Raw genomic sequence first — 16,748 nt, 5'->3', positions numbered from 1 at the left:
TCGTTCTGCGCTACCCTCGGCCGCGTCGTGAGGTCCGGCGAACGTTGTTTCGAAGCGGCGAGGGCTTGGGGCGCGCGAGCCCTCGGGCTTGGCCTCGGGGCCCTCGTCGTGGCGTGCGCGCCGAACCTCACCACGACCGGCGGGGCGGGCGGCGAGGGCGGCGACGGCAGCGGCGGCCCGGGCGGGAGCGGCGGCGCCGGCGGAATCGGCGGCGGGGGCGGGAGCGGCGGCACGATCGTCTGCCCCCAGGTGCCGAACACGCCGACGATGGTGCCCGTGGCGTCCGCGTCCGGAAATTATTGCATCGACAGCACCGAGGTCACGAACAGCCAGTACGCGACCTGGCTCTCGTCGACCGAGGCGAATGAAGCAAACCAGACGCCCGAATGCGCCTTCAACGCGAGCTACGTGCCTGCGTCTGGAATGATGCCGCCCGCGGACGACCGCCCCGTCGCCTTCGTCGACTGGTGCGACGCCTACGCCTTCTGCAAATGGTACGAAAAACGGCTCTGCGGGAAGATCGGCGGTGGACCGGTCCCGTATTCCGAGATCAACAGCGCCGCGGTGAGCCAGTGGTACAACGCTTGTAGCCGCTCCGAGACGTTCATCTACCCGTACGGCGGCTCGTACGACCCGGCCGCGTGCAATGGCCAGGATCGAATGGTCGGCAACGCCGTGAAGGTCGCGACACAGGCCACCTGCGAGGGCGGTTTGCCGGGGCTCTTCGACATGAGCGGCAACGTCTGGGAGTGGGAGGACGCCTGCGACGGGTCGTTCGGAGAAAACGACACGTGTCGCCGTCGCGGCGGCGGATACGAAAGCATCGCCTCGGATCTCGATTGCCCGACGGCCGGTGGCTCGGCGCGCAGCACGACGAACGCGACCACCGGATTCCGTTGCTGTGTGGATGTTCCATGAAAGAACTCGCCCCCGGCTCGATCATCGATAGGAAGTACGCCCTCGAAAAACCTCTCGGGGAGGGCGGCATGGGCGTCGTCTGGCTCGCGCGCGACGTGCACACCGAGGTGCCCGTCGTCGTGAAGGCCATTCGCGCCGAATACGCGCATCGCAAGGATTTCCGGGACCGCATCCTCGCCGAAGGCCGCGCGCTCGCCCGGATCGACCACCCGAACGTGGTCCGCCTCAATGCCGTCGTCTCCGACGAGGACGGGCTCTGCCTCGTCATGCAGTTCATCGAGGGCGAGACACTCGAAGATCGCATCGCGCGCCATGCGAAACCGGCCGCGCCGCTCTCCGTCGCCCAGGCGCTCGCGCTCTTCCGCCCCATCGTGCAGGGCGTCGCCGCGGCCCACGCCGAGGGCATCATCCACCGCGATCTGAAGCCCGCGAACGTGCTCATCCGCGGCAAGGACGGCATCGTCAAGGTCACGGATTTCGGCATCGCCAAGGAGGAGAGCGACGCGCAGAAGGGCAAGGGGAACACCGAGGGCGTCATCGGCTCGGTGCTCTACATGTCGCCCGAGCAATGCACCGGCAAGAAGGACCTCGACAAACGGGTCGACGTCTATTCGCTCGGCATCGTGCTGTACGAGCTGCTCGTCGGGCAGGTCCCGTTCGACGGCGAGAGCCATTACATGATCATGACGTCGCATGTGAGGGAGCCGCTGCCGAAGATCCGCGCGCGGCGGCCGGACGTGCCCGCGTGGCTCGAGGCCGTCGCCGAGCGCTGCGCCGAAAAACGTCGCGAGGATCGGTTCGGCTCGTGCGAGGAGATCCTCGCGGCGCTCGACACGCAGGGCCAGGGGTTGTCCGGCCGCACCGCGCCCGCCGCGCCGCTCCACCTCACCGCGCCGGCGGCGCCGCTCTACGCGAACGTCACGGCGCCACCGGGTGTCCCGCAGACCGCGGAGGCTTCGGTGGTCACGGCACCCGGGAACGAACCGACCTCGAAGCGTGGGCTCGCCGTGGCGCTCACCGTGGGGATCGCGGCCCTCGCCGGGCTCGGCATCTCCTATTCGCTCGGCTTGTTCGGCGCGCCGAAGGACGAGCGACACGCCGACGCCAAGGGCCCGCCTGCGGTGGAGCACAGCGCGAGCGCGAGCGCGCACGCCAGCGCAGCGCCGAGCGTGGAGGCGAAAAACCCCCTGCTTGCGCTCGCCGGACGCTGGCGGAGCGAGAGCGGCCGCGAATACGACGCGGTCCTCGTCGGCGACCGGCTCGAAATGCGGATCCGCGACGCCAAACCGTTTGCGCTCCAAGGATACGAGGAGGGCGAGGCCCGCTTCGTGCTCCGCGCTTTGCCAGGAAAAACGGACGTCTTCGGCGTGGAGGATCGGCTGCGGCCGAACCCGCCGGCGGGGAACGAATACGACGTCGCGCTCGCCCGCTCGACCTGCATCGTCCCGTACACCGAGATCGGGGGCAAACCCCTCGAAGCGCGGCTCGACGGCGGGAAGCTGCGCGTCTCGATGGTGCAGACGCAGCCGCCGGCGGCGAGCTACACGCTCGCCGGCAAACGCGTCACGGGCTGCAAGAACCTCGCAACCGCGCCGCTCACGCCCATTGAAAGCGTGCTCGGCCGGCCCTGATCCGGGAGGCGCGAACCGTGTCCCTCGAGCTCTCTCTCCACGCGCACACGCCCTACGCGCTCCAGCCCTCCTCGATCCAGCTCCGATTGCGGATCGAGAACCACGGCTCGACGCCGGCCCGGGGCGAGAAGCCGGACGGGATGAGCCTGCTCACGACGGACGAGCGAGGCCAGTGGCTCCCCTTCCTCCCTCGTGCTCCGTGGCCCTTTCCGCCCGAGGAGATCGAGATTCCCCCGGGCGGCGTCCATGAAATGGTCGTCTCCTCCTCCGCGTGCGGGAGCATGCGTGACGTCGGCCTTTACCGCGCACAATGCCGCTGGGGCGGCGCGGAGAGCAACGTCGTCGAATATCGTGTCCTCGGCGACCGGAAATCCTACGTGGCGACGTTGCGGCCCGTCTCCGCAGGGACGGTCGAGCTCACGCTCGACAATCGAGGCCCCGCGCCCATCGATTGGGTCGAGCCCTGCGATCCCGAGCAGGACCTGAGCTTCTGGCTCGACGGGAAAACACGCATGAAGACCGTGCTCACCGCGGGCGCGGATCTCACGCGAATCGTGCCGGGCGTGCCGGCCGTGATTCGAATCGAGCTGCCGGAAGCCGAAAGCGGCCGGAACATCTCCGGCCGCTTTCAGCGCGAGCCCTTCGCCAGCGGCGATGGCAAGCTCGTCTTCTGAAGGGTTATTGCGCCTTCCCCGCCTCGATCCGCTGGATGATCGAGATCTCGTTCGCGAACATCACCTTGCGCTGACCCATCTCGAACACCGGCGCAGGCCCCGACGGACCCTGCCGGCCCGCATCGCCGCTCGGGCCCCTTCGCCCGAGCTGCCCATTTTTGCCGTCCTTCGGCTTGCAGGTGGCATCCCCTGCCCGGAGCGCGCCGCCCTTGCCGCCCTTGCCGCCGAAACCGCCCTTGCCGCCGGGACCACGATCGCCGCCCGGCCCGCCGACGCTCTGCAGCAAGAGACGCCCCTTGAGTTTGTCCGGGTTCGCGTCGTCGAGGATGACCTTGATCAAGCCGCCGGGACCGCCGTCGCCGCCGCGTCCACCGGGGGCGCCGTCCGTGCCGTCCGTGCCGTTCGTGCCTTCGGCGCATTCCTCGGTCGCGTCCTTGCCGTCCTTGCCCGGAATGCCGGGCGCGCCCTCCCTGCCCTGACCGCCTTCCCCGCCGATGCTCGTGATCTGCACGGGTTTGTCCGCGGAGGGGCTGATCATGTAGAAACGGTTGCCCGGCACATCGATACGAACGAGCGCGGCGTCGGGGTAAAACGGCGTCGAGAGCGTGGTGATCGCGACCGTGAGCTCCGGCCCCGGCGCGCCCGGCTCGCCCTCGCGGCCCTTCCAGCCGCGGAGCTTTTGCTCCATCTGGCAATCGTAGACAGGCTTGAGCTGGGCCTCGGCCTCCATTGATTTGCCGCTCGTCGCCGATTCCAGCCAGCCGCGCAGGCCCATGCCCGTGTCGGCCGTCTTGAGCACGTCCCTCTCCGGCACCCAGATGAAATTGCCGCCGCCGACGACCCCCGAGCTGCCCTGAATGCGCACCATCTCCGAGGAGATGACCGTGTCCTTTTGCCCCATGCACCCCTTGTTCGGGTCCACGTTGCTGCAGGACGAGCCGTCCTTCAGCTTGGCGACGACCTCGACCTGGAAGGCGTCGCCCGGGCAAAACAGCAATTGCCCCGACGCCGGCCGGACCGAGACGTTCACCACGTTCTTCGGGTCGATCTGCGCTTGGGAGGGGCCGCAGCCCACGAGCAGGGGGAGCGCGGCGACGAACGGGAGGGAGGCGAAACGACGCAGGAAAGACATGAGAAAGCTCCTCGATGGACCAGGAAAACGATGCTCGTTCACGCGCCGCCGGCCGGCGGGACGTAAGGCGTCTGCGGCGAAGACGGCTGGCTCGACGGGGTTTGCCACACGCCGGGCTTGCGCTTCGTGGGGTCGATGCCGGCCGCCTTCGCGCGCCAGCAGCCGCGGGGTACGTCTTGCCAAACGCCGTTCACTTGCACCGCCTTGAGCAGCACGCGCCGGTTGACGGGGTCGTCGACCTCGTCGCCGCGATCGACGGCGGGGCAATACTCCCCATAACCGACCGGGACGAGCCGGTTCCGATCGACGCCGCCGGCCACGAGCGCGTTCGCGATGGCCTGGGCGCGGCGCTCGGTGAGGTTCAGGTTGTAATTCTTGTCGCCCTTGCTCGACGCGTGCCCCTCGATCTCCATGCGCTGGATCTGCGGGACCTCCTTCAGCACCTTGGCGATCTCGGCGACGGTCGACTTCGCGGCCGGGGTGAGCTCGGCCGAATCGAGCTCGAAATCGACCTTCTTCGTCTCGGGGATGACGATCTCGTGCGAGCTCTCGTCATACGCGACCTCGCCGGCCGCCTGGTCGGGGCAGCCGTCGTCGTCGCGGTACCCATTCATCGTCTCGGGCTGCTTCGGGCACTTGTCGTTCACGTCGGCGACGCCGTCCTGATCCCCGTCGGGCGAGGGGCAACCGTCGCCCACGTTCGGCGGCAGGTTGTCCTCGGGCTGGACGGGGCACTTGTCCTTCGCATTGGCGACGCCGTCCTGGTCCTCGTCGTCCGAGGGGCAACCGTCCTCCGCCTTCGGCGGCAGGCCGTCCTCCTTCGCGTAGGGGCATTTGTCGTCGGCGAGCAGGACGCCGTCGTTGTCGGGATCGGTCGCGGGACAGCCGTCGTTCGCCTTCGGCGGCAGGCCATCCTCGGCCTCCGCGGGGCAGGCGTCGTCGATGTCGGCGGCGCCGTCTTGATCGGTGTCGGCGCCTCGATCCGCCTGGCCGTACATCGGCCGCGGCGCATAACCGGAGCCGCAGGCGACGGGCAGGAGCGAGAGGACGAGGGCGAGGAGGGGTCGATGAGCGAAGGTTCTTCGAAGAGACATGGGGCGGCGACCGCGGAGCGTAGCCGTCCTTTGCGCCGTTGGGAAGTAAAGAGCCGAGGTGACGTTCAGTTACATACGTTGCCGCAGCTCATCGTGGCGCACTGGTTGAGCTGCTGCGCCTGGTTTGTGCCGCCCGCGTGCTGCGCGGCGCACGTCTGCTGGCAGGCCAAGTTGTCCTGGCACCCCTGGAGGCAGTCGATGAGCGCCGGGCATTCGGGGTTGCCGACACAGGACTCGAACTGCTGTTCGCATTGCTGGGCGAGGCAGAGCTCGCAGGCGCCGATCATCCCCGCGCCGGGGCACGAGGGCGCGCAGAGCGTGCTCGCGCAGTTCGATGTGATCAGGAACTCCCCAAAGCCGAGCGAATTTTTCTGATAACAGGATTGCTTGCACGCCTCGTCCATCGCCGGACACGCCTCCAGGCAGGGGATGATTCCGAGGCAGGACGCCTCGCCGGCGCAGTCGCAGTAGGCGACGTTGCACTGCTGAAACATGCACGCGGCGCATCCGTCCGCCGGCTGCACACACGCCGGACTGCCGCCGCCCGCGCCGCCCGAGCCCCCGGCCCCGCCCATTCCGCCGCCCGCGCCGCCCATGCCCCCGTCGCCGCCGGTCCCGCCCGTGCCGCCCATTCCGCCGGTCCCGCCGGATCCGGCCGTCCCCGTGCTGCCCGTGAACGTGCCGCTCGTCGTATCCGAGACGTCGCTGCCGCATCCGCCGAGGACGCACGGAAGCCCGACCATTCCCATGCCCAAGAGAAGTAGCGAAAAGGTCCGGTTCATGGATGATCGCATAACATACCTCCCAGAAGCGTGGGATCTCCGGAAAGGCACGCGGGTAAAAACATCGTGACAAATCGCACACACGGGCCGAGCCGGAGCGAGGTGGGGGGCGCAGGGCGCTTGCCATCGGGGCCGAAAGTGGGGAGGCTTCGAGCGTGATGGGACCCGACGATCACGACGTCGTTACCGAGCCTTCCGAGAACGCGCCCCTCGTCCCGGCCGAGGCCCTGCTCGCGCCGCCGCGGGCGAAGGTGCGGGCCTCGGTGGCGCGCCTTCAAGGCCACTGGTTCGTCGTGGCGACGTCGAACGAGCTCAGAGACCGGCCGATCACGCGGACCTTGCTCGGCGTGCCGCTCGTGCTGTTCCGCGACGGCGAGGGCAAGCCAGGCGCGCTCCTCGACCGCTGCCCGCACCGGAACGTGCCGCTCTCGATCGGCGAGGTGGTGGAGGGGCAGCTCCAGTGCTCGTACCACGGCTGGCGCTTCGATCGCGGGGGCACGTGCAAGTTCGTCCCGTCGCTCGTGGGCGACGCCACGGCGAAGGCGCGCAACGCGCCGAGCTACGCGGCGCGGGAGCAGGATGGGTTCGTGTGGGTGTACGGGGCGCCGAACGAGACGCCGAAGACCGAGCCGTACCGTTTCCCCGAGCTCGGCGCGGGGTACACGACGGTGCGGCGGCGGGTCGAGTCCGAGAGCACGATGCACGCGGCGCTGGAGAACGCGCTCGACGTGCCGCACACGCAGTACCTGCACCGGGGCTTGTTCCGTTCGAAGCCGCGGGGCATCCAGATCGAGGCGCGCGTGACGCGCACGCACGACCGCGTGGTGGCCGAGTACGTGGGCGAGCCGCGCCCGACGGGCCTCGTGGCGCGGATCCTCTCGCCGTCGGGCGGGGAGGTGACGCATTTCGATCGGTTCATCCTGCCCTCGATCGCGGAGGTCGAGTACAGGATTGGCACGGAAAACCATTTTCTGGTGTCGGCCGCGATGACGCCGGTGACGGACTTCCTGACGCACATCTACGCGGTGGTGAGCTTCCGGGTGCGGCTTTTCCCGGGCTGGCTGCTGAAGCCGTTCCTGATGCCGCTCGGGCTCAAGGTGTTCGCGCAGGACGCGGCGCTCCTGAAGTTGCAGACGGAGAACATCAAGCGGTTCGGGGGCGAGCAATACGCGTCGACGGAGATCGACGTGCTCGGGCGGCACATCTGGCGGCTGATGCGGAAGGCCGAGCGGGGGGATGTGTCGACGAGCGAAAATGTTCATGAAGAAACGGTGAAACTGCTGGTGTAGGGGTTCGAGAAGGTAAAACGGGTTCCAGTTGGAAAAACCTTGAACGGGGCGAGGAGCGTGGTAGGGCGATGAGCAAGGAGGCACCGCACATGGGAGAGGCCGCTCGCAAGCTCGTCACGTTCGCCGAGTACATCGCGTTCGAGGAGAAGGCCGAGACGAAACACGAGTACCGGAACGGCGAGATCGTCGCGATGGCGGGGGGAACGCTGGAGCACGGCCGTCTCACGATGAGGGTGGGACTCCTTCTGGGCATCCAACTCGAAGGACGCCCCTGCGAGACGTTCAGTTCCGACGTCCGAGTTCGGGTGCTCGCCACGGGCCTCGCAACGTACCCGGACCTCAGCGTCGTATGCGGGAAGCTGGAGCGGGATCCGGAGCACGAGAACACGATGACAAACCCCGTCGTGCTGGTGGAGGTCCTCTCCCCGAGCACCGAATCGTACGATCGGGGCCGCAAATTCCATCATTACAAGCAGATCCCGTCCCTGAGGGAGTACGTGCTCGTGTCGTCCGAGGATAGGCTGATCGAGGTATTCCGCCGCAATGAAGACGGCTCGTGGAGCTACCACGACACGGCGGAGACAGGGCTCGCAGAGCTCACCTCGATCGGCTGCAAGCTCGATCTGGACGAGGTGTATCACAACCCCTTGAAAGAAAGCGCGTAACGCTCACTCCGCCGCGACCGGCTCCCTCTCCTCCGCGCCGAGGTGCATGCGGCGCTCGACCTCGGCATATTTCGCCTCGGCCTCGGGCTCCGGGAAAAGCAGGCTGACCACGATTCCCACGACGAACGAGAGCGGCACCGTGATGATGCCCGGGTTTTTCAGGGACAGGATTGCCGTGGGGTTCTCGAGCAGATCCACCTGAATGGTCGGCGACATCCAGATGAGCACGAGCGCGCTGACGACGCCCACCACAATCGCGCTCACGGCGCCCCGGGTCGTGAACTTCCTCCACGTGATCGACAGGAGCAGGACCGGGAAATTCGAGCTCGCCGCGACCGCAAACGCGAGGCCGACCATGAAGGCCACGTTCTGACCCTTGAAGAGCAGGCCGAGGCCCATCGCGACCACCGCGAGCACGATCGTCGCGACACGCGCCACCTTGAGCTGCTCTTTTTCGTCCGCCTTCCCGTGTCGAATGACGCCGACCCAGAGGTCGTGCGCCAGCGCCGCCGCGCCCGAGAGCGTCAGGCCCGCGACGACCGCGAGGATGGTCGCAAAAGCAACGGCCGAGACAAACCCGAGAAAAGGACGACCGCCCACGGCCTCGGCGAGCAAAAGCGCGGCCATGTTGCCGCCCTTGTCGACCGTGGTAATGGCCGCCCGGCCCACGTGCACGCTCGCGCCGAAGCCGAGGATGAACGTGACGAGGTAAAAGAAGCCGATGAAGCCCGTCGCATAAAACACGGACGCGCGCGCGGCCTTCGCGTCGGGCACCGTGTAGAAGCGCATCAGGATGTGCGGCAGGCCGGCCGTGCCGAACATGAGCGCGAGGCCAAGCGAGACGGCTTCGAGCGGGCTCGACACGAGCTTGCCGGGCGCGAGGACCTCAGGGCCATAGGTCTCGGCCGCCTTCGCGAAAAGCGCGAGCGGGTTCATCCCGAAAGGAACGAGCGACAGGACCGCGAGGAGCGTCGCCCCGCCGAGCAGGAGCACCGCTTTGACGATCTGCACCCACGTCGTCGCGATCATGCCGCCGAAGAGCACGTAGAGCAGCATGACCGTGCCCACGATGAGCAGCGCGGTCTCGTATTGCAGGCCGAACATCATCTTGATGAGGTTGCCCGCGCCGACCATCTGCGCGATGAGATAAAAGCTGATCACCGTGAGCCCGCCGATCGCCGAGGCGATACGCACAGGCTTCTTCTTGAGGCGATAGGCCACGACGTCGGCGAACGTGTACTTGCCGAGGTTGCGCAACGGCTCGGCGATGAGGAACGTCACCACGGGCCAACCGACGAGCCAGCCGACCGAATAGATGAGGCCGTCGAAGCCGCTCGTCGCCACGAGGCCCGCGATGCCGAGGAAGCTCGCAGCGCTCATGTAATCGCCGGCGAGCGCGAATCCATTCTGCAAGCCGCTCACGTTGCCGCCGGCCGCGAAGAACTCGCTCGTGGTCTTCGTCTTGCGCGCGGCCCAGCCCGTGATCGCGAGCGTCGCGGAGATGAAGAGCAGGAAAAACGCGATCGCCGTGCCGCTCGTCTCGCCGAGCGATGTTCGAACGCCGTTCATGTGCCGCCCCCGCTCTTCGATTTGCCGGCGATGCGATCGACGTGGACGTCGTAATGGCGGTTCGCCCAGTAAACGTAGACGCCCGTGAACACCCAGGACAGGAAGATCACGAGGGAGCCGAGTAGCATCCCGAGGCTCAAGCCTGGCGCGAGCAGGCTCCCGAGCAGGGGTTTGCCCCAGGCCACGAGCAGGATGAAGCCGAAATAGGCGAACATCGTGGCCGCGGTCAGGACGAGCGCGATGCGGTCGCGCGCCGCGGCAACCCGGCGAAGATCCTTCTCGTTCATGCCCTCACCTCGGCGCTCAGCCTACGTGATTTCGTCGCACCCTCGACGGTTTTTCGCGGCGCCTTTCATGCTCGCAGCGAGGGCGGACGTTGACAATCGGGTTGCCGTACGAGAGCATACCGGGGTCGGCTTTCTGTTGGCTCCGAGGTTCCATCATGCGAAATGCTTTCTCCGTAAACGCCCTCGTCGTCGGCCTCGCCCTGGTCGCGTGTTCGCCTGAGACCCGCAATTACGGTGCGGGCGGCGGCGGCGCGGGCGGCGCGGGGGGTGGCGGCGGCGCTCCCGCGTGTGACCCCGGGATGGCCGATTGCGACGGCACGCCGGGCTGCGAGACGCCCGTCACGGACGATCCCGAAAACTGCGGCGGCTGCAGCGTGCGCTGCCAGCTCCAGTGCGTCGATTCGACGTGCAACGATCCGGTCCAGATCGCCCTCGGCTACCACCACTCGTGCGCGAGGACGGCCCTCGGGGACGTGTATTGCTGGGGGAACAACTCGTCGTACGAGCTCGGGATCGGGGGCACGCTGAACCAGGGTTCGCCGCAGAAGGTCGCCGTCGACGGAAAGGCCATCCACCTCGACGCGGGCGGCGGCCTCTTCATGAACGCGGCCGGCACGGAGCAGCTCGTCGCGCACACGTGCGTGGTCCTCGAGGACACGACGGTGCAGTGCTGGGGCTGGAACACGAGCGGGCAGCTCGGGACGGCGAGCGGGAACTGGCAAGACAAACCCACCACGGTCGTGAGCCTCGTCGGCGCGAAGGAGGTGAGCGTGGGCGGGCGGCACACGTGCGCGGTGACGAACCAGGGCGAGCTTTATTGCTGGGGCGCGAACGACATGGGGCAATGCGGGATCGGGGCGCCGAGCGAGAAGGTCGAGATGCCGTCGCTCGTGGCGCTCACGGACGTCGCCCACGTCTCCGCGGGCAACGAGCACACGTGCGCGGTGAAAAAGGACGGGACCCTCCATTGCTGGGGCGTGAACGGACTTTATGGTCGGCTCGGGATCGGGGACGGGCCGGATCAGCCCGCGCCGAAGGTCGTGAGCTTGACCGGCGTGGAGCAGATCTCGGCCGGCTTCGAGCACACCTGCGCCTTGAAGGGCGGGCAGCAATATTGCTGGGGCAACGGATATCAGGGGCAGCTCGGGATCGACGGCGAGTTCACCTGGCGCACGTCGCCCACGGATCCTTCCGCGCTGCCCTCGCCGATCTCCGTCTCCGCGGGTTTCCAGCACACGGCGAGCGTCTCGGGCTCGGAAGGCAAGCCCTACGTGTCGAGCACGGTGGTGCGCCTCGGCAATGGGACGATGGATACCACGTACCTGCCGCTGCCCGTGGAGCTGCCCGACGTCGTGGAGATCGGGGCCGGATCGCGCCACACGTGCGCGCGGACGAGCAAGGGCCGGGTCTCCTGCTGGGGGAGCAACATCTCGGGGCAGGTGGGGAACGAAAAGGCGGGCTCGGACGTGCTCTCCCCCATGCTCGTCTTGTTCCCTCTTTGAGATCCTGATTTTCCGCCCTGGCCACCTTGTGATACCTCTCTAGGCCGCGCGGGCGGCCACTTCGGGCGTCCAGAGGGGAAACTCCGTGAAAGCGACCTACGCATTGAGCAAGCCGACGATCGTCGTCGGTGAATCCACCAAGCTATCGCTCGTCGTCCGCTTCGGGGCGGAGGGGAAAAAAGAAGACGCGCCGAGGAGGAAGCTGAACCTGAGCCTCGTGCTCGATCGCTCCGGCTCGATGGGCGGCACGCCGCTGCGGCAGGCCATCAAGGCCGCGCAGGCGCTCGTCGGCGAGATGAAGGAAGACGATCGCGTGAGCGTCGTCATCTTCGACGACAGCGCCGACACGATCGTCGATCCGGTGCTCGCCAAGGACAAGAAGGGCATCCAGGACAAGATCGGCAAGGCGCGCGCCGGCGGCTGCACGAACCTCTCGGGCGGCTGGCTCGAGGGCGTCAAGCACGTGAAGAAGCACGCGAAGAAGGACGAGGTGAACCGCGTCCTGCTCCTCACGGACGGCCAGGCGAACATGGGGATCACCGATCCCGACGTGCTGAAGAAGACGTCCGGCGAGAAGGCCGGCGAGGGCGTCGTGACCACGACGCTCGGCTTCGGCTCGGGCTTCAACGAGGACCTGCTCATCGGCATGGCCCGCGAGGCCGAGGGCAACTTCTATTTCATCGAGTCGCCCGAGGACGTCGAGCAGGTCTTCAAGATCGAGCTCGAAGGTTTGTCCTCCGTGATCGGGCAGAACCTCGTGGTGAGCGTGCGGCCCGACGACGTCGTGGAGCACGGTTGGGTGCTGAACAAGTACCGCATCCAGGAGAAGGGCAGCGAGCTCGAAGTGACGCTCGGCGACGTGTACGCCGTGGAGGACAAGGTCCTCGCGCTCGAGCTCGAGGTGAAGCCGACGAAGGCCGGGACGATCAAGGTCGCGTCCGTCCAGTTCCAGTACCAGACGGTGGTGGACGGCTCGATCAAGGACGGGTCGGGCGAGTTTGTCGTGACCGTGAACGCGGGCACGGCCGAGGAAGCGGCCGCGGCGGCGCAGGACATCAACGTCATCGGCGAGGCGCGGCGCCTGGAGACGGCGAAGCTCAAGGACGAGGCGGTCGATCTCGCGGACAAGGGCGACCTCAAGAACGCGGCGCAGAAGCTGCGGAAGATGGCCGAGGATCTCCGGAACAGCCCGCTCGCGAACCAGTTCGCGTTCGCCGAGGAGATCGAGCAGCTCGAGCATTTCGCCGACCGGCTGGAGAAGCGGTCGTACGACGGCGTGCTCCGCAAGGAGCTGCGCGATCAGTCGTACCAGGCCGGGACGCGCAACCGCAGCGACCTCGCGCAGCGCGGCACGGCCGGCGGCAGCGCGGCGGGTTTGCCCACGGTCACGAGCGCGGACGGCGGCGTGGTGGTGCGCTGCGAGAAGGAGGGCGGCAAGCTCCGGATCAAGGTGATCTCGGACGGCTTCGATTCGTCGAAGAACGTCCAGTTCCCGCGCGCGATCCGGCAGGAGGGCGTGACGTACCTCGTCGAGAACGTGGTGGGGAGCAACGACGGGAGCTTCTACCGCGCGGCAGGCTGGATCAAGCGGCTGCTCCGGCCGGGCGAGACCGTGAGCGTGAGCTCGGGCGGGTCGAGCCGAAGGGCGTCGTCGTCCTCGAAGGCGGCGAAGACGCCGGCGACGGCGGCGGATCTGCCGACGTGCACGGAGATCGGCGACGGCGTGCTCGTGCAATGCGTGCCCGAGGGCAAGAAGCTCCGCGCGCGCGTGGTGAGCGACGGCTACAACCCGGACTACAACATCCGCTTCCCGCGCAGCATCCGCGAGCTCGGGGTGCTCTACGTCTGCGACGAGGTCGTCGAGGCCTCGGGCGGCGGCTCGTACATCGCGGGCGGCGAGATCAAGCGGCTCATTCAGTAAAACCACGCCGGGCGCGGCGCTCGCTCGGGCGCCGCGCCCCGTTTGTCCCGCCATCCGGGCGGGACCGGAAGAACGGGCGGCGCGCGAGGAAGCTCGGGAAAAATGTTTCCTCGGCCCCTCCCAGGGGGTACGCTTCCGCCGATCCATGCCGCGTTCGACGAAAAAAACCCCCGCGACGAAAAGCACCACCCGGAAAACTCCGGCGAAACGAACCACGAAGCGCGCTCCGACGCGGCCCATCGTCACGAAGGAGGCGCCCGAGGGCGGGATGCCTCCCTGGGCCGTGATCAACAATCGTGGCAATCGCAAGCAGGAGGAGGGCGATCTCGACGGCGCGATCGCCGATTTCACGGAAGCCATGAAGCTCGCGCCCGGGGAGCACGCGCCGATGTACAACCGCGGCAATGCCCGGTCGCTCGCCGGTGATGTCCACGGCGCGCTCCACGATTACACGAAGGCGATCGAGATGGCGCCTGAATTCGCGCCCGCCTGGCAGCGCCGTGGTTTGACGAAGCAGCGGCACGGGGATCTCGCGGGGGCCATCGCCGACCTCGACGAGGCCATTCGCCTTGCGCCGGACGAGCCGAGCGCCTATGGCGAGCGGGCCGCGCTCAGGGCCCTGCGCGCGGATTTCGCGGGCGCCGTGGAGGATTGCGAGCGCGCCCTCGCGATGGCCCCGCCCGACTGGCACCATCGCCCGAACACGCAGCACCTGCTCGACACGATTCGCAAGGCCGAGGAAAATCAGAGGACCGGAACGATGGAAGCCAAAAAGGACGGAACGAAGGGGCGCAAGGCCGCCAAGGCCGCCAAGGCCGCCAAGGTCGAGGAAGCGCCGCCGACGGCCCGGATGGTCGTCGAGGAGGTGCTCGGGGCCTCCGGTTTTTCGTTCGCGCTTTCCGAGGACGAGGCGGGGTACATCGACTACCTGGCCGCCGTGGGCCAGGGGATCGTGGAGTCGTTCGCGGTCCGTCTGTCCGAGGAGCTCGAGCGGGTCGTCGTGTACGTGATGTTCGAGCCGAAGGCGAAGAAGGAGCTCCGCACAGAGCTCGCCGAGTTCGTCACGCGCGCGAATTTCGGCATGGGCGATGGCAATTTCGAGATGGACTTCGACGACGGTTCCGTCCGGTTCAAGGTCGCCCTCGATTACACCGACGAGCCGCTCTCGGCGCTGCTCGTGCGGAACATGATCTTCGACGCGATGGATACGACCGAGGTCTACGCGGACGCACTCGCGCGCGTGATCGCCGGCAAGGCCAAAGCAAAGACGGCCGTGCGCGCAGCCGAGAAGGCGGCGATGGAATCCGGGGCACTTTGATTTGCGCTTGGGGGCTACGCTCGGCAAGCCGAGCTGCGCCCCCAAACCCCCAGGGAGCACGGCTGCCGCTAGAGACCCTCTTGTACCGCGGCCGCAACATGCGAAAGTAGGCCGCTGGAGGGTTTTCGATTGCCTACCGTTCGGGATGGCTACCTCGCCGTGTTCGCGTCGGCCCGCAGCGACGCGGGACGCGCGATGGCCCTGGCAAACGTCGCGGCCCTGCTCGCCCATCGCGGCGACAAGGTCCTCGTCGTCGACCTCGCCGTCGACTCGCCCACGCTCACGCGGTACTTCCCGGACGACACGAAGCGCCGCGCCGCCACGTCGAGCGCCCCGAGGCCGCGGCCCGCGCCCGGCGTCGTCGATCTGCTCGCGTCCGTACGCGAAGAAGCCCGGCGCTTCCCGGCGACGCGCGGGCCCGGCGGCGGCGGCGCGGCGCGCGAGTTCGTCGAGCGCATCATCGAGGCGAACGAGGCCACGATCCGGCGCGTGCCCCTGCGCTACCCCGGTCTGCCCGAGGACCGGACGGTGGAGCTTCACTTCCTGCCCGTCGGCGGCGAGGACACGCCGCGCGAGCGAAACCGCCCGCTCGACGGGCTCGAAGCATTCCCCGGCGTGCTCGAAGAGATCGCCGCAGCGCTACGCGGGCGCTACGACGCGGTGCTCCTCGACGCGCCGACGGGCGAGACCGAGACGACGGCGCTCCTCGCCTCGCACTTCGCCGACAAGCTCGTGGTGGTGCTCGACGACGCGTCGCTCGAAGAAGCCATCGAGCTCGGCGCCTGGGCGCACGGCAGGCGCGCGATCGCCTCGACGGATCGGCCGATCCACCTGTTCCCGCTGCTCGTGCACGTGGCCGACGGGTCCGCGGGTCGCGCGTTCGTGGAGGAGGCGCGGCCGCGGCTCGAAGCGCTCCTCCGGCAGACGCTCGCGCTGCCCGCGTGTGATCTCTCGCTCTACCTCGAGCTCGCGCAGATCCCGCAGCGCAGCACCACGAAGCCCGCCCCGCGCCTCGCCGCCGAGGTCGAGCCGACGTCGGATCCGCAGGGGCTCTCGCACGCCTACTTCCGCTTCGTGCAGTGCCTCTCGAAGACGAGCCCGATCAAGGTCGGCGCGCGCGCGCGGCCCATGTCGGCGGAGCTGCTCTCGGCGATCGAGGCGCGCCGCGCGGCGCCCCAGGCGACGCCCGCGGAAGGCATCCGCGTCGTGCCCACGGAGAGGCCGAGCTCGCCGGGGCTGTCGTCGCCGCCCGGGACCACGTCCGGCAGCCGCCCGACGAGCGCCACGGATCGGCCGTCGCGGCCCGATCCGCTCTCGTCGCGCAAGCTCTCGGCCCAGCACGCCGAGCGCCTGGCCGAGGCCATGGCGCTCCGGGCGCAGGGGAGGAACGCCGAGGCCGCCAAGATCTGCGCGGCGATCGTGCGCGAGGCGGTGCGTGACGAGCGAGGGAGCAAGGAGACGGCGAAGGCGTTCCTCGCGCTCGGCGACCTCTCGGCGCAGACCGAGACGGGCGAGTACGACGAGGTCGTCCGGCGGTTCCACGACCGCAGGCACGAGGATCCCGAGATCTTCGAGGCCGTGCTGCTCGCGCTCTACCGCAGAGGCAAGCGCCACGCGGCCCGCGAGCGCTTCGCCCTCGCGACCGACAGCCTCTCGGCCGCGCTGGAGCTCGCCGGAGAGTGGAAGTTTGCAGGTCAAACGTCCTCGGTGGATCTGCGCGCGCTCGCGGCGGACGCGGCGCTCGTGCTCGGCGTGATCTCGATCGAGCGCGGCGACGACGCGCGCGCGCTCGCGGCGCTCAGCCACGCGGCGCTGTCCACGCCGGGCGGGAGCAGCCCGGCGCAGCGGGAGACGGAAGCGGCGGCGGCGTGCCTGACGGCGTTCGTCCTGGCGCGCTCGGGCCGGCCGGACGAGGCGGCCGAGCGGGCGAGCGCGCTGCGCGAGCGGCTCGGGCCTTCGCCGACGC

General features: G+C 68.4%; 13 protein-coding genes and 1 pseudogene. 9 read left to right on the top strand and 5 right to left on the bottom strand.

Annotated elements, in window-relative coordinates:
• The first annotated feature begins 27 nt into the window (after window positions 1-27).
• The 3 genes from QHF83_RS07555 to QHF83_RS07545 are packed head-to-tail and all read left to right on the top strand — an operon-like array spanning window position 28 to window position 3,223.
• A complete protein-coding gene (locus QHF83_RS07555; protein ID WP_282417079.1) occupies window positions 28-918 on the top strand; it encodes an SUMF1/EgtB/PvdO family nonheme iron enzyme in 891 nt (296 codons plus the stop codon).
• Entirely contained in the window at window positions 915-2,549 is a 1,635-nt protein-coding gene (locus QHF83_RS07550) for a serine/threonine-protein kinase (RefSeq protein WP_282417078.1), read from the top strand. The genes QHF83_RS07555 and QHF83_RS07550 overlap by 4 nt, the downstream gene beginning before the upstream one ends.
• Before the next feature lie 17 nt (window positions 2,550-2,566).
• Window positions 2,567-3,223, top strand: coding sequence for a hypothetical protein (locus QHF83_RS07545; protein WP_282417077.1), 657 nt, complete (start codon window positions 2,567-2,569; stop codon window positions 3,221-3,223).
• Window positions 3,224-3,227: 4 nt separating this feature from the next.
• On the opposite strand, the gene QHF83_RS07540 is transcribed toward QHF83_RS07545, so the two are convergent.
• The 3 genes from QHF83_RS07540 to QHF83_RS07530 all read right to left on the bottom strand — a co-directional run bounded on the left by QHF83_RS07540 (window position 3,228) and on the right by QHF83_RS07530 (window position 6,198).
• On the bottom strand, window positions 3,228-4,355 hold the full coding sequence (locus QHF83_RS07540; protein ID WP_282417076.1) for a hypothetical protein: 1,128 nt from the start codon (window positions 4,353-4,355) through the stop codon (window positions 3,228-3,230).
• Between the two features lie 38 nt (window positions 4,356-4,393).
• Complete coding sequence (locus tag QHF83_RS07535; protein ID WP_282417075.1) at window positions 4,394-5,449, bottom strand: OmpA family protein; 1,056 nt, start codon at window positions 5,447-5,449, stop codon at window positions 4,394-4,396.
• Between the two features lie 65 nt (window positions 5,450-5,514).
• A complete protein-coding gene (locus tag QHF83_RS07530) occupies window positions 5,515-6,198 on the bottom strand; it encodes a hypothetical protein (protein WP_282417074.1) in 684 nt (227 codons plus the stop codon).
• A gap of 191 nt (window positions 6,199-6,389) precedes the next feature.
• On the opposite strand from QHF83_RS07530, the gene QHF83_RS07525 reads away from it, so the two are divergent.
• Both QHF83_RS07525 and QHF83_RS07520 read left to right on the top strand, forming a co-directional pair.
• Window positions 6,390-7,520, top strand: a complete 1,131-nt coding sequence (locus tag QHF83_RS07525; protein ID WP_282417240.1) for an aromatic ring-hydroxylating dioxygenase subunit alpha — start codon at window positions 6,390-6,392, stop codon at window positions 7,518-7,520.
• Window positions 7,521-7,588: 68 nt separating this feature from the next.
• Window positions 7,589-8,185, top strand: coding sequence for a Uma2 family endonuclease (locus QHF83_RS07520; RefSeq protein ID WP_348980428.1), 597 nt, complete (start codon window positions 7,589-7,591; stop codon window positions 8,183-8,185).
• A gap of 3 nt (window positions 8,186-8,188) precedes the next feature.
• Here the strand turns inward: QHF83_RS07520 and QHF83_RS07515 are convergent, their stop codons facing one another.
• Together QHF83_RS07515 and QHF83_RS07510 are read right to left on the bottom strand one after the other, a co-directional pair.
• Window positions 8,189-9,754 carry a sodium/solute symporter gene (locus QHF83_RS07515; protein WP_282417073.1) on the bottom strand — a complete coding sequence of 522 codons (1,566 nt, stop codon included), beginning with the start codon at window positions 9,752-9,754 and terminating at the stop codon, window positions 8,189-8,191.
• Window positions 9,751-10,041 (bottom strand): DUF485 domain-containing protein, encoded by a 291-nt coding sequence (locus QHF83_RS07510; protein ID WP_272418172.1) that lies wholly within the window; start codon window positions 10,039-10,041, stop codon window positions 9,751-9,753. Before QHF83_RS07510 ends, QHF83_RS07515 begins: the two co-directional genes overlap by 4 nt.
• Before the next feature lie 155 nt (window positions 10,042-10,196).
• On the opposite strand from QHF83_RS07510, the gene QHF83_RS07505 reads away from it, so the two are divergent.
• The 4 genes and pseudogenes from QHF83_RS07505 to QHF83_RS07490 all read left to right on the top strand — a co-directional run.
• Complete coding sequence (locus QHF83_RS07505; RefSeq protein ID WP_282417072.1) at window positions 10,197-11,543, top strand: hypothetical protein; 1,347 nt, start codon at window positions 10,197-10,199, stop codon at window positions 11,541-11,543.
• Window positions 11,544-11,628: 85 nt separating this feature from the next.
• Window positions 11,629-13,464, top strand: a complete 1,836-nt coding sequence (locus tag QHF83_RS07500; protein WP_282417071.1) for a VWA domain-containing protein — start codon at window positions 11,629-11,631, stop codon at window positions 13,462-13,464.
• Between the two features lie 145 nt (window positions 13,465-13,609).
• Window positions 13,610-14,782, top strand: coding sequence for a YbjN domain-containing protein (locus tag QHF83_RS07495; RefSeq protein ID WP_282417070.1), 1,173 nt, complete (start codon window positions 13,610-13,612; stop codon window positions 14,780-14,782).
• 129 nt (window positions 14,783-14,911) lie between these two features.
• Window positions 14,912-16,748, top strand: a pseudogene (locus QHF83_RS07490) (hypothetical protein); the annotation flags it as partial.

Origin of the sequence: Polyangium sp. 15x6, from assembly GCF_029960785.1 — a bacterium.
GTDB lineage: Bacteria > Myxococcota_A > Polyangia > Polyangiales > Polyangiaceae > Polyangium.
Note: the sequence above shows the minus strand (reverse complement) of the source record. Positions and strands in the feature narration are given on the sequence as shown.